General features: G+C 62.1%; 10 protein-coding genes. 9 read left to right on the top strand and 1 reads right to left on the bottom strand.

The window, feature by feature from the left end:
• Positions 1–2 precede the first annotated feature (2 nt).
• On the bottom strand, positions 3–947 hold the full coding sequence (locus tag ACFELO_RS06495) for a DMT family transporter (protein WP_440959727.1): 945 nt from the start codon (positions 945–947) through the stop codon (positions 3–5).
• Positions 948–1,076: 129 nt separating this feature from the next.
• Between ACFELO_RS06495 and proS the strand changes: the two genes are divergently transcribed.
• The 9 genes from proS to uppS all read left to right on the top strand — a co-directional run bounded on the left by proS (position 1,077) and on the right by uppS (position 12,438).
• The gene (gene proS / locus ACFELO_RS06500; protein ID WP_440959728.1) at positions 1,077–2,405 is read left to right on the top strand and encodes a proline--tRNA ligase; all 1,329 of its coding nucleotides are present in this window, start codon (positions 1,077–1,079) and stop codon (positions 2,403–2,405) included.
• Positions 2,402–3,736: a lipoprotein-releasing ABC transporter permease subunit gene (locus tag ACFELO_RS06505; RefSeq protein WP_440959729.1), complete on the top strand. Its 1,335-nt coding sequence runs from the start codon at positions 2,402–2,404 to the stop codon at positions 3,734–3,736. Before proS ends, ACFELO_RS06505 begins: the two co-directional genes overlap by 4 nt.
• Positions 3,729–4,418, top strand: coding sequence for an ABC transporter ATP-binding protein (locus ACFELO_RS06510; protein WP_440959730.1), 690 nt, complete (start codon positions 3,729–3,731; stop codon positions 4,416–4,418). Before ACFELO_RS06505 ends, ACFELO_RS06510 begins: the two co-directional genes overlap by 8 nt.
• A 317-nt stretch (positions 4,419–4,735) precedes the next feature.
• A complete protein-coding gene (dnaE, locus tag ACFELO_RS06515) occupies positions 4,736–8,188 on the top strand; it encodes a DNA polymerase III subunit alpha (protein ID WP_440959731.1) in 3,453 nt (1,150 codons plus the stop codon).
• Between the two features lie 254 nt (positions 8,189–8,442).
• Positions 8,443–9,282, top strand: coding sequence for a 30S ribosomal protein S2 (gene rpsB / locus ACFELO_RS06520; RefSeq protein WP_440959732.1), 840 nt, complete (start codon positions 8,443–8,445; stop codon positions 9,280–9,282).
• A gap of 33 nt (positions 9,283–9,315) precedes the next feature.
• A complete protein-coding gene (gene tsf / locus ACFELO_RS06525) occupies positions 9,316–10,257 on the top strand; it encodes a translation elongation factor Ts (protein ID WP_440959733.1) in 942 nt (313 codons plus the stop codon).
• Positions 10,258–10,332: 75 nt separating this feature from the next.
• Complete coding sequence (pyrH, locus tag ACFELO_RS06530) at positions 10,333–11,079, top strand: UMP kinase (RefSeq protein ID WP_292982011.1); 747 nt, start codon at positions 10,333–10,335, stop codon at positions 11,077–11,079.
• Between the two features lie 33 nt (positions 11,080–11,112).
• Complete coding sequence (gene frr / locus ACFELO_RS06535) at positions 11,113–11,670, top strand: ribosome recycling factor (RefSeq protein ID WP_440959734.1); 558 nt, start codon at positions 11,113–11,115, stop codon at positions 11,668–11,670.
• A gap of 48 nt (positions 11,671–11,718) precedes the next feature.
• Positions 11,719–12,438 (top strand): polyprenyl diphosphate synthase, encoded by a 720-nt coding sequence (uppS, locus tag ACFELO_RS06540; protein WP_440959735.1) that lies wholly within the window; start codon positions 11,719–11,721, stop codon positions 12,436–12,438.
• Positions 12,439–12,475 lie beyond the last annotated feature (37 nt).

Here is a 12,475-nt window from a genome sequence, read left to right on the forward strand (position 1 = left end):
GGTCAGCCTTCTTCCGCACCTCCCTCCGACATTGAGGCGTGCTCCCAGCTCATCAGCAGGACGCCAGCGAATACGACGGCGAATCCAGCCAGGTGGACCCAGCGAAACGCTTCGCCCAGAAGCATGTAGGAGAGGACTAGCGCGGAGACCGGCATGACGCCCATAAAGGCCGCGGCTGTTGACCCTTCCGCTTTCTGAACGCCCGCATACCAGAGCCAGCTACCGAGCGCGAGCGTGCCTACCCCATACCAGATCAAAGCGCTCCATACGCCTGCGTCAAAGTCCTGTGGCGTGAAGTTTGGCCACTGCCAGAGCGCCAGCGGTACGAACAGCGGTATGGACAGGGCCGAGGCGAGAAACGTCACCAGCACCGGGTCGATGGATTTCGTCAGCGTCTTGCCCAGAAGCGTATAGGTGCTTTCACAACACACTGCGGCGAACACGAGTGCGCCGCCCAGAAGCGCGCCTTCGGTTTCATTCAATGACGCGCCGAGCTGGAGAATGAGAACGCCCAGAACGGCGAGGGCGATGGCGGTGAGTTTGCGCCAACTGGCCTGATCGCCCAGAAATATCATTGATGCCGCCGCTGTTACGGCGGGCGTTGTGCTCATCACAATCGCGCCCGTCACGCCAGACGCGAGCCGCATGCCGTAGAGCATGAAGGCGGAAAAGCCGACCATTCCGAACACAGCAATGAGGCCAATCCTAATCCAGTCACCAATGCTGATGTCTGAAATGTGCGCCCGCTTGACATAGGCGGGGGGTGCCAGGAAAAGCGCGCCCAGTCCGACGCGGAGCAGGGATGCGATAAAGACCGGCGCAGCCTGGGTGACGATCTTGCTCACCGGTGTCGCGGAACCAAACATCGCCATGCCCGCGAACAGCCGGGCGATGGTCAGGCTCCTTGAAGGCGACGAGGGGGCGGTGTCGTCAGAACCGTTGCTCATGTGGCGGGTCTCTTTACCGGACGCCATGTGAGATCACCCGCATACGGTGCGCAGGGATGGCTTGTTCTTAGCCAACGCTAAGTCTAATCGTGGGGTTCCGCAGTTTTTCATTCACGCCGGATTCTTCCCATGCGCCTGTCTCGCTATTTCCTGCCCGTTCTGAAGGAAACTCCCTCTGACGCGCAGATCGTCTCTCATCAGCTCATGTTGCGCGCCGGCATGATCCGCCAGGAAGCGGCGGGGATTTACGCCTGGCTGCCGCTGGGGCTTCGGGTCCTGCGCAAGATCGAGAAGATTGTGCGTGAAGAGCAGGACCGGGCCGGGGCGATCGAGCTTCTGATGCCGACCCTGCAGCCTGCCGATTTGTGGCGCGAAAGCGGTCGCTATGACGATTATGGCAAGGAGATGCTGCGCATCGTGGATCGCCATGAGCGCGATCTTCTGTACGGACCGACCAATGAGGAGATGATCACGGAGATCTTCCGGGGTTATTGCCACTCCTACAAGGACCTGCCGAAGATCCTCTATCATATCCAGTGGAAGTTCCGTGACGAGATCCGCCCGCGGTTTGGCGTCATGCGGGGGCGCGAATTCCTGATGAAGGACGCCTATTCCTTCGATCTGGATTACGAAAGTGCGGTAAAGGCTTACAACAAAATGTTTGTAGCCTACCTGAACACCTTCTCGCGCATGGGGCTGAAGGCTGTGCCGATGCGCGCTGATACCGGGCCCATTGGCGGCGATCTTTCGCACGAGTTCATCATCCTGGCTGAAACCGGCGAGAGCGAGGTGTTCTGCGACTCCCGTCTGGTGGATATGGCGGCTCCGGGCGAGGTGGATTTCGACGGCGATCTGCAGCCCTATGTGGATCAACGCACAGCTCTGTACGCCGCGACCGAGGAAATGCATGACGCCGCGCGCTTTGAAACTGAAGTGCCGCAAGAGCGTCGTCTCTCCGCCCGCGGCATTGAAGTGGGCCATATCTTCAATTTCGGCACCAAGTATTCGGACCCGATGAAGGCGCTGGTCGCCGGACCTGATGGCAAGGATACGGCGGTTCATATGGGCTCTTATGGTGTTGGCGTGTCACGTCTTCTGGGCGCGATCATCGAGGCCAGCCATGACGAGAACGGCGTGATCTGGCCTGAAGCCGTCGCGCCGTTTGGCGCGGGCGTGATCAATATGCGCGCAGCCGATTCGGACTGCTCCAAAGCGGCGGACGAGATATACGCCAAGCTGGATGCCGCCGGGCTGGAGCCTTTGCTGGATGATACCGGTGCGAGCGCGGGCGCGAAGTTTGCGACCATGGACCTGATTGGCGTGCCCTATCAGGTGATCGTGGGGCCGCGTGGTTTGAAAGAGGGCAAGGCCGAGGTGAAGATCCGCGCCAGCGGCGAGCGCCTTGAGCTGAGCCTTGAAGACGCCGTCAATCGCCTTGTGGAGGGCGCATTCAAGTGAGTTCAGACGCCGCCGCGACCGAAGCTGCCCCGCAATCGGGCGCGGCGCCGTTTTCCCGCTATGAATTCCTTCTGGCGTTCAAATATTTGCGGGCAAGGCGCAAGCATGGCGGCGTCACCCTGATCTCCATCATTTCCTTTGTCGGCATCATGCTCGCCGTGGCGGCGCTGATCAGCGTCATGAGCGTGATGAACGGCTTCCGGCATGAATTGCTGACGCGGCTTCTGGGCGTTCAGCCGCATATCTATGTCACCGTTCCTGTGGATCAGGCCGAGACGTCTCTGACCCTGGCGGACCGTATCCGCGAGCTGGAGGGGGTGCGTCAGGCGGGGCCGGTTGCGACCGGACAGGCGCTGGTGACGTCAGGCCGCTCGGCGACTTTCGCATCGGTCTCCGGTGTCCGCCCTGAAGACCTCGCCCGCTTTGATCTCATCACGGGCGCGCATGGCGCAGAAAACGCTGGCGGCGGGCTCGTCTCCGGGTCAATCGCCCAGTTTGGCGAGGGCCGGCATGGCGGCGACATCATCATCATGGGCACCGTGATGGCCAACCAGCTGGGCGTGGGCGTGGGCGACCAGGTCCGGCTGATCTCGCCCCAGGGCGCGAACACGGCGCTCGGCATGACGCCGCGCTCAAAGTCCTACACCATTGGCGGGCTTCTCAGCGTGGGGGTTCAGGATCTCGATCAGATCCTGATCTACATGCCGCTGGAACAGGCCGCCTTGTTCTTCAACAAGTCCGCCCAGGGCGATTACATTGATGTCCGCATCGCCAATCCCGATGCACCCGAGCCGGTGATGGAGGCGATCCGCGCCATCGCCCCCCAGGGAAGCGTGATGTTTGACTGGCGGCGGCAGAACCAGGCGTTCTGGAACGCCCTGCAGGTTGAACGGGTCGCCATGCGGCTGATCCTGTCGATCATTGTGGCCATCGCCGCCATGAACATCATTTCCGGTCTGGTGATGCTGGTGAAGAACAAGACCCGTGACATCGCCATCTTGCGCACCATGGGCGCCAGCCAGGGCTCCATCATGCGCATCTTCCTGATTTCAGGCGCGGCTGTAGGCGTGCTGGGCACGTTGGGCGGTCTGGTGCTGGGGCTGCTCATTGTGGTCGGCATCGGTCCGATCCAGGACTTTGTAAGCTGGGCAAGCGGCGTGAATGTGTTCGATCCCAGCGTCTATTCGCTCTATCGCCTGCCAGCGCGGCTGGACTGGGGCGAGGTGGGCTTCGTGACCTTCTGGGGCTTCTTCACTGCGCTGATCGCCACGCTGGCGCCCAGCTGGCGGGCAGGCCGCATCGATCCTGTGGAGGCGCTGCGTTATGAATAAACCGGCGCTCTCCCTGCGAGGGATTACTCGCATTTACGAGACTGAAGGCGAACGCCTTGAGGTGCTCACCAAGGCGGATCTCGATCTGAATGCGGGCGAGCTGGTGGGGTTGGTCGGGCCGTCTGGATCGGGCAAGTCCTCGCTCCTGCACGCTGCGGCGCTGCTGGAGGCTCCCAATGAGGGCGAGGTCTGGATTGGCGGCCTGAACGGACTGGCTCTGTCAGAGCGGGAACGGACGGCCCTGCGGCGTCGTGACGTGGGGTTTGTCTATCAATTCCACCATTTGCTGCCTGAGCTGGACGCGCTCGATAATGTGGCTCTGCCGCGCATGATCGCCGGGGCCAGTCAGAAAGAGGCGCGTGAAGCCGCCGAGCAGCAATTGTCGGCGCTTGGGCTGGGCGGTCGCCTGCGTCACCGGCCGGGCCAGTTGTCGGGTGGCGAGCAGCAGCGGGTCGCCATTGCGCGCGCGCTTGTGAATGCGCCGCGTATCCTTCTGGCCGATGAGCCCACTGGCAATCTCGATCCCGCGACTTCGGATCAGGTGTTCGAAGCGCTGGCGCGCGCCTGTCGTGAGGCAGGGGCGGCGGCCTTGATCGCGACCCATAATCACGAGCTCGCGGGCCGGATGGATCGGGTGGTGACGCTCGATCAGGGGCGCGTGGTGGCCTGGGCCGAGGGCTGAAATCGGCTCGATTCTCGTTCTGGAAATGTTCTAAGCTGATGGTTTTCCGCAGCTTTCAAGAACGAATCAAAATCCGCTTGACGGGCGGAACAAAAGCAGAAAATATGCAATGGAACAAAACAGGAATAGCTGCTTTAACGGCAGCTGATCAAGGAGTTGTCCCATGCGTAACCTGATCGAAGATATGACCTCCGCCGCCGTCATCGTCGGCTTCATCGCTGTCGCGCTCAGCCTCTCAGCCGCACTCGCGGGCTGACCTTTGAGTGGGGCGGGGTCTACACTGACTGACTGATTCCGCCTGACCTGGAGCGCCTGCCGTGAGCGATGCCCCCTTTGTCCATCTGCGTGTTCGTTCGCCGTACTCGCTTCTGGAGGGCGCCATCCGCATCAAGGAGACGGCTGCGCTGTGCAAGACCTTCTCCATGCCGGCTGCCGCGCTCACCGACAGCAACAATCTGTTCGGCGCGCTTGAATTCTCTGAAGTCCTCTCCGGCGAGGGCGTCCAGCCCATTATTGGCGTCACGCTCTCCATCCAGGTGGAGGAGCCGCGCCCGGGGGAGCGCTCCCGTCCGGATGGCACGCTGGTTCTGCTGGCCCAGTCAGAGCTGGGCTACGCCAATCTGATGAAACTGTCCTCGGCGGCGTATCTTGATGTCGCGGCCACGGACGAACCCCATGTTCCGTTCGACAGGGTGCTCGAGCTCAGTGACGGGCTGATCTGTCTGACAGGCGGTTTTGATGGCGTTCTGAACCGCTATGTCTGCGCTGGCCGGACCGGCCCGGCGCAGGAGCTGCTGGATCGCTTGCGCGCGCGCTTCCCCGATCGTCTCTATCTCGAACTTCAGCGCCATGGCCGTGCGGATGATGTGACGGCGGAAGACTGGCTGGTGGATCGCGCGTATGCGCTGGACCTGCCACTTGTGGCGACCAACGAGCCGCACTTTCCCCGCTCCGAGCTCTATCAGGCCCATGATGCGCTTCTGTGCATTTCCGAGGGCGCCTATGTCAGCATGGATGATCGGCGCAAGCTGACCGCCGAACATGATTTCAAGTCCGGCGCGGCGATGATCGAACGCTTTGCGGACCTGCCTGAAGCCATCGCCAATACGATCGAGATTGCGCAGCGTTGCGCCTTTCGACCGCGCACCTCCAAACCCATCCTGCCAAGCTTCCCCACGGAGGGGGATCGGAACGAGGCGGAGGAATTGCGCGCCCGGTCGATCGCCGGGCTTGAAGACCGTCTGTCGAAGATCGAGCTCGCGGATACGCGCGACGCCTATTTCGAACGTCTCGACTATGAGCTTGGCGTCATCGAGCGGATGGGCTTTCCCGGTTACTTCCTGATCGTGTCGGACTTCATCCAGTGGGCGAAGGCGCATGACATTCCTGTGGGGCCGGGGCGGGGGTCAGGCGCGGGCTCGCTGGTCGCCTGGGCGTTGACCATCACCAACCTGGATCCACTGCGCTTCGGTCTTCTGTTCGAACGCTTCCTGAACCCCGAACGGGTCTCCATGCCCGACTTCGACGTCGACTTCTGTCAGGACCGTCGGGGCGAGGTGATCCGCTATGTGCAGGAGCGCTATGGTCAGGACCGGGTGGCCCAGATCATCACCTTCGGTACGCTGCAGGCGCGCGCCGTGGTGCGCGATGTGGGCCGGGTGCTGCAACTGCCCTTCGGTCTCGTGGACCGGATCGCCAAGCAGGTGCCCAACAATCCGGCTCAGCCCATCACGCTGGCCGAAGCGGTGAAGACCGAGCCCAAGCTTCAGGAAATGCAGCGCAATGACGAGATGGTGGACCGTCTCATCAATGTGGCGCTGCAGCTTGAGGGATTGTTCCGGAACGCGTCCACGCACGCCGCCGGCGTGGTGATCGGGGACCGTCCGCTTACCGACCTTGTGCCGCTCTATCGCGACCCGCGGTCAGACCTTCCGGCCACCCAGTTCAACATGAAATGGGTGGAGCCGGCCGGGCTGGTGAAGTTCGACTTCCTGGGGCTGAAGACCCTGACGGTGATTTCCCGCGCGCTCAGCTATATCGAGAGCGCCGGGCAGGCGCGTCCGGATATGGACGCGATCAGCCTCACGGATCCTGCGACCTACGAGCTTCTGGGCGTAGGCGCGTCCATCGGCGTGTTCCAGCTTGAAAGTACGGGCATGCGCGACACGCTGCGCAAGCTCAAGCCTGACAGCATCGAGGACATCATCGCTCTGATCTCGCTTTATCGGCCGGGGCCGATGAAGAATATCGATGTCTATGTGGACCGCAAATTCGGCCGCGCCGAGCCTGACTATCTCCATCCTGATCTCGAACCTGTCCTGAAAGAGACCTACGGGGTCATCATCTATCAGGAACAGGTGATGCAGATCGCCCAGATCCTGTCCGGCTATTCCCTCGGGGAAGCCGACCTTCTTCGCCGCGCCATGGGCAAGAAGAAGAAAGAGGAGATGGACCAGCAGCGCGTGCGCTTCAACGAGGGCGCGGAAAAGCGCGGCGTGTCGCGCGAGAAGGCGAATTATATCTTTGACCTGGTGGCCGAGTTCGCCGGTTACGGCTTCAACAAATCCCACGCCGCCGCCTATGCCCTGATCGCGTACCAGACCGGCTGGCTTAAGGCCAATCATCCTGCCGCCTTCATGGCCGGCCTGATGAGCCTTGATAGCGCCAACACCGAAAAGCTCGCCGTCTTCTTCCAGGAAGCCAAACGCATCGGGCTGGAGGTCTTGCCGCCTGATGTGAATGCCTCCGAAGCCGATTTCTCGCTCGAGCACGGTGGTATCCGCTATGCGCTCGGCGCGATCCGCAATGTAGGCTATTCGGCGATGGAGCATGTGGCCGCCGTGCGCAAGGCGGGCGGGCCGTTCAAGGACGTCTTTGATTTCGCAGAGCGTGTGGATCCGCGTCAGGTGAACAAGCGCGCGTTCGAGAATCTGGCGAGAGCAGGCGCTTTCGACACGCTTGAGCCCGATCGCGCCAAGGCGCTCGCCTCGGCTGAAATTCTTCTGTCGGTGTCCCAGAACGCCCAGTCAGAACGCGACAGCGCGCAGGCCTCCCTGTTCGGCGGCGGCGGCGAGGGCGGCGGGACGAAGCTTGAACGTCCCAATCTGCCCGAACCCGAGCCCTGGGATCCGGTTCGGCGTCTGGACGAAGAGCTGGCGGCGATTGGCTATTACCTGTCCGGCCACCCGCTTGATGACATGATGCCCGCTCTGGCGCGTCGCGGTGTCGTCGTGTTCGCCGACCTGCCGTCAAAGGCGGCGGAAGGCGCGCGTGCGGCGCGTCTGGCCGCCGTGGTGCGTCGTCGTCAGGAGAAGGTTTCCCAGCGGTCAGGCGAGAAGTTCGCCTTTGTCACCCTGTCTGATCCATCAGGTGAGTTCGAGGCGCTGGTGCCGCCCAAGGTGTTGCGTGAGATTCGCGATGTGATCGAGCCGGGCGCTTCGGTTCTGGTGAACGCCAAGATCGAGGCGCAGGATGAAGGCTTGCGGCTAATCATTGATGGCGCGGATACGATTGATCCGTTCGCAGCTGAACATATCGGGCAGGGGCTGAAGATCCGGGTCGGCGAACAGGCTGCGCTCGAACCTTTGCGCAAGCGCATTGACCGGGCGAATGACCGCGAGGGCGCGGTGAAGGGCTCCATCCATCTCATCGTACCGCTTTCTGATGGTCGACTGGCGGAGTTGCGCTTGCCCGGACGCCATGCCGTGGATCCTGCGGCGCGCGCCGCCGTCAAGGCGGTGGCGGGCGTTCTCGAGGTGGAAACGCTCTAGTTCGGACCTTCCGTCCGGGCTTTGCTGACAAAGACCGGCCCTGTCGTGCAACAAAGCCGGAAATCTCCGCTCTCATGGCTTGCTACAAAGCCCTCATGCCCGTATAAGCGCGCCCGATCCCGCACGCGGAGCTTCGGCTTTTCATGGTGAAAAGTCGCTCCGGTGTCGCAAGTCATGTCTGAAGACCGGTTCGGTTCAAGGGCAAGAGGCGCGGCTCCGCTCCGTGGAGGCCAACCGGAAAAGGACCCGAAATCATGGCTCTCCCTGAATTCTCCATGCGCCAGCTGCTTGAAGCCGGCTGTCACTTTGGTCACCAGACCCACCGCTGGAACCCGAAGATGAAAGAATACATCTTCGGCGAACGCGCCAACATCCACATCATTGACCTGTCGCAGACCGTTCCGATGCTGCACCAGGCTCTGGTGAAGGTGCGTGAAGTCGCCGCCAAGGGCGGTCGCGTTCTGTTCGTGGGCACCAAGCGTCAGGCCGCCGAGCCGATCTCGCAAGCCGCTTCGCGTTGCGCTCAATACTACATGAACCACCGCTGGCTGGGCGGCACGCTCACCAACTGGCAGACCATTTCCAAGTCCATCGCGCGTCTGCGCGAGCTGGAATCCCTTCTGGACGCCGAAGGCGGCCCGACCGGTCTGACCAAGAAAGAAATCCTGATGCTGACCCGCGAGCGTGAAAAGCTCGAGCGTTCCCTGGGCGGCATCAAGGAAATGGGCGGCACGCCGGACCTGATGTTCGTGATCGACACCAACAAGGAGTCCATCGCCATTCAGGAAGCCAAGCGCCTTGGCATCCCGGTTGTGGCTGTGGTCGACACCAACTGCGACCCCGATCCGATCGATTTCCCGATCCCGGGCAATGATGACGCCTCCCGCGCTCTGTCGCTGTACTGCGACCTGATCGCTGACGCAGTGCTGGACGGCATCTCCGACAGCCAGGCGGCTCTGGGCATGGATCTGGGTGAATCCGACATGCCGAGCGACGTCGTGCTGGGCCTGGACGAAGGCGAAGCCGCCGCTGAAGAACCCAAAGCTGAAGAAGCCGCTGCTGTTGAAGCGCCGGCTGAAGACGCCAAATCCTAATAGCGCCAAAGCGCGATCCAAGGAGACCTCCCCATGGCTCAGATCACCGCCGCTCTCGTCAAAGAGCTCCGCGATAAATCCGGCGCGGGCATGATGGACGCCAAGAAGGCGCTCGTGGAAGTTGATGGCGACATGGAAGCCGCCATCGACTGGCTGCGTAAAAAGGGCCTGTCCAAGGCCGCCAAGAAGGCTGACCGCGTTGCGGCTGAAGGCCTGGTGGCCGTGAAAGCGGAAGAGCGTGGCGCCGGCATGGCCGCTGCTGCGGTCGAAGTGAACGCTGAAACCGACTTCGTGGCTCGTAACGAGCTGTTCCAGAACGCTGTTGCTGAAGTCGCGGGCCTCGCGATCAATGCTGGCGATCTGGCGTCGCTGAAATCGGCTCAGACCTCCGCTGGCAAGTCTGTTGACGACACCATGACCGACCTGATCGCCAAGATCGGCGAGAACATGTCTGTCCGCCGTGTTGAAACCCTGTCCGTGGATCCGGGCGTTGTGGCCGCTTACGTGCACAACGCAGCGGGCGACGGCATGGGCAAGATCGGCGTGCTGGTTGCGCTGAAGTCCGAAGGCGACAAGGCCGTTCTGGCCGAGCTGGGCCGCAAGATTGCGATGCACGTCGCAGCCGCGTCCCCGGCAGCGGCTCTGGCCGTCCATGAGGGCGAGCTGGACCAGGCCGTGGTCGAGAAAGAGCGTGAAGTGTTCGCGGGCCAGGCTCGTGAATCCGGCAAGCCGGAGCAGATCATCGAGAAGATGGTCGAAGGCCGCCTGCGCAAATTCTACGAAGAAGTCGTGCTTCTCAAGCAGGTCTTCGTGTTCGACACCGACAAGACCGTTGGCGAAGCTGTGAAAGCGGCTGAAGCCGAAGCGGGCGCCCCGATTGAACTGACCGGCTTTGTCCGCATGGTTCTGGGCGAAGGCGTCGAAAAGAAAGAAGAAGACTTCGCCGCAGAAGTCGCAGCCGTCGCCAAAGGCTAAGATTTTCGGCCCGGGCTTGTGTATACACGTCCGGGCCGGATTCCATCTGAAGACAGCATTCATGCGGAGATTGCCGTGACTGACACCGAGGACCGACCGTCAAAAACGCCTAAGGGCCCGTACAAGCGGGTGCTTTTGAAGGTTTCCGGTGAAGCCCTGATGGGCGATCAGCCTTATGGCATCGACATGAACACGGCCGACCGCATTGCCCGCGAAGTGGGTGAGGCGGTTGAAGCCGGTTACGAGCTTTGTCTCGTTATTGGCGGCGGAAACATATTCCGCGGCCTTACCGCCGCCGCCAAGGGCATGGAGCGCGCCGCAGCCGACTATATGGGCATGCTCGCGACCGTGATGAACGCCCTGGCCATGCAGACGGCGCTGGAACGCGTCGGCGTGCAGACCCGCGTTCAGTCCGCCATTCCCATGACCACCGTGTGCGAACCCTATATTCGACGCCGCGCCGTGCGCCATATGGAGCGCGGGCGCGTGGTGATCTTTGCGGCGGGCACGGGCAATCCGTTTTTCACCACCGACACGGCGGCTGCTCTGCGCGCTGCCGAAATGGGGTGTGACGCCTTGTTCAAAGGCACCAGCGTGGATGGCGTCTATGATGATGACCCGCGCAAGAATCCGCAGGCCGAACGGTTTGAGCGCCTTGACTATATCGACGTTCTGGCGCGCGATCTGAAAGTTATGGATGCATCGGCGGTGACGCTGATGCGCGACAACCAGATTCCGATCGTGGTCTTCAACATCCGTGAGCAGGGCGGTCTCGCCCGGGTTCTCGATGGTGAGGGCGTCTGCACGGTCGTGGGCGGCTAAGACGCGCCCGATACAAACAGGGGAGACACGGACATGTCCGGTTTCGACATCAAAGACATCGAGCGCCGCATGGATGGCGCGATTGACTCGCTGAAGAAGGAATTCGGCGGTCTGCGCACGGGACGCGCCAGCGCCAGCCTGCTCGACCCGATCAAGGTGGAAGCCTATGGCGCGCTGACCCCGATCAACCAGGTCGGCAACGTGTCTGTGCCCGAGCCGCGCATGGTCACCATCACGGTTTGGGACAAGTCTCTCGCAGGCGCTGTGGAAAAGGCGATTCGCAACTCCTCTCTGGGTCTGAACCCGGTTTCTGAAGGTGAAACCCTGCGCATCCCGATCCCGCCGCTCAACGAAGAGCGCCGAGTGGAGCTGGCGAAAACCGCAGGTTCCTACGCTGAGAACGCCCGGATCGCTGTGCGCAATGTGCGCCGCGACGGGATGGACCAGCTCAAAAAGGACGAGAAGGACGGCGAGATCAGCGAAGACCAGCACAAGAAGCTGGCGGACCAGATCCAGAAGCTGACCGATACCAAGGTTGCCGCCATCGACACCCTGCTGAAGACCAAGCAGGAAGAAATCACCCAGGTCTGATTGGGGGCGCTCTGACCGGGCGCCCGTGACGGCGGGAGGGCCGTTTCCATGAGCGAGACCGAACCGTCCGGCCTGACGCCGCAGCATGTCGCCATCATCATGGACGGCAATGGGCGTTGGGCGGCGTCTCGGGGGCGGCCGCGCGCCTTTGGACACCGTAAGGGCGTGGAGGCGGTTCGCGAGGCTGTGCGCAACGCTGGTGAGCTCGGCGTGCGCTATCTCACCCTGTTCAGCTTCTCCACAGAGAACTGGAATCGTCCCGCCGCCGAGGTGGAGGCGCTCTTTGAGCTGCTGCGCCGGTTCGTGGCGGCCGACCTCGACCGGCTGCACGCCGAGGGGGTTCGCGTACGTATCCTGGGACGGCGAGAAGGGCTGGGCGAGGAATTGCTCAAGCTGATCGGTTCGGTCGAGCGCCAGACGGCCGGAAATGACCGTTTCTTTCTGAACATCGCTTTCAACTATGGCGGGCGGGATGAAATCATCCGTGCGGCGCGTCTGGCGGCTGAAGCTCATGGCGGTGACCTGTCCAGGGTCAGAGAAACGGACTTCGCCCGCTATCTGGATACGGCTGATTTGCCCGATCCGGACCTCGTGATCCGCACCAGCGGCGAGCATCGCATATCCAACTTCCTGCTCTGGCAGGCCGCCTATGCCGAGTTTGTCTTCATGGATACGCTCTGGCCCGACTTTGACAAGGCGGCGTTCGAGCAGGCCTTGAGTGAATTCGCCAGTCGTGACCGCCGCTATGGCGGCGTGCGTCATGGCTGATGAATCAGCTCCCGAGAGCCCGGGAAAAAGGGGACGG

This window comes from Oceanicaulis sp. LC35, from assembly GCF_052055585.1.
GTDB lineage: Bacteria > Pseudomonadota > Alphaproteobacteria > Caulobacterales > Maricaulaceae > Oceanicaulis.